Here is a 953-nt window from a genome sequence, read left to right on the forward strand (position 1 = left end):
ATACGAGGCATTCAAAGAGTTAACAGGAATGGATGCAAGAAAAGTCATGGGTTATGCACTAATGACTTGAATTCAGGGACTTTGATTCCGAGGTACATCGCATTAACGAATGAGCTCATTTTAGAACGCTCCATGTTTGATTGATTTGCCTAATCATCTTTACCCATTCGTTAAATCAAAAACAATAGGAAAAATGGAAGTTCCGGCTATTGAGTAATAAAGCGTAAAAACGGTAGTAAATTTTTTCTTGAGCTGGAACCTTTAAGGCAAAAACGAACCGCTTCGCTCGCCGTCAAAATGAGTTTTGACGGCGATCCAAGTCTGTCTTTGCCTTATTCCAGTTCAAGAAAAATTTTACCGATTGTGGGTAGGCCAGGTGTCATTAGGTGGCTCATCGCCAATAATGACACCTTTGCGATCATTCCAATGGTAGACACACCGCCAATAGCGGTCTTTGGTTGTATGTTTTATCTGAAATGAAGGAGGACGATGACCATACTCCTTGAGCCTGGCCATCGCCTCATCATGTCGCTCCCGCAGGCTGCAACCTGGTTTCACCCTGGAGCGACTTTCTCTCATTACTCCGATCTACCGCACACCAAAGCCGATTGCCAGCTTTGTAATTCTGCGTAATGACGATCACACCGGTTCAATTCAAAGAATCGCAATCTCAGATCTTTTTCCGAAGTGTAATGATTAACATCAACAACACTTCGCTTAATTCGCTCTCGCTCTTCATTGATTAAATCCAACACATATTGAATCAATTCAACCTGGCGATTAATCGCCGGTAATTTAGCAAGACTTTCCTTTTTATTAGACATTAAAAACCCCTTACCAAAGTGAATCACTTTGATTTCTGGTTAATAACCGAAAGCTATGTACGGGACAAAACATGTAAGAGCATTTGAAAGTTGACTTGGTCGCTTTTTGCACAGTTATTTTTCAGAACC

Annotated in this window: 2 protein-coding genes; both read right to left on the reverse strand. The window is 41.2% G+C overall.

Annotated elements, in window-relative coordinates; translation table 11 throughout:
* Positions 1–354: 354 nt before the first annotated feature.
* The gene (locus Q1B11_RS20220; protein ID WP_299735821.1) at positions 355–579 is read right to left on the reverse strand and encodes a hypothetical protein; all 225 of its coding nucleotides are present in this window, start codon (positions 577–579) and stop codon (positions 355–357) included.
* On the reverse strand, positions 579–824 hold the full coding sequence (locus Q1B11_RS20225; protein ID WP_299735823.1) for a hypothetical protein: 246 nt from the start codon (positions 822–824) through the stop codon (positions 579–581). The genes Q1B11_RS20220 and Q1B11_RS20225 overlap by 1 nt, the downstream gene beginning before the upstream one ends.
* Positions 825–953: the final 129 nt, after the last annotated feature.

Source organism: uncultured Endozoicomonas sp., assembly GCF_947495845.1.
In the GTDB taxonomy this organism is placed as follows: Bacteria; Pseudomonadota; Gammaproteobacteria; order Pseudomonadales; family Endozoicomonadaceae; genus Endozoicomonas.

What these genes read in the sequence shown, in the direction of transcription:
- Q1B11_RS20225 (WP_299735823.1), bottom strand. Translation starts at nt 824, where the DNA reads ATGTCTAATAAAAAGGAAAGTCTTGCTAAATTACCGGCGATTAATCGC.
- Q1B11_RS20220 (WP_299735821.1), bottom strand. Translation starts at nt 579, where the DNA reads ATGAGAGAAAGTCGCTCCAGGGTGAAACCAGGTTGCAGCCTGCGGGAG.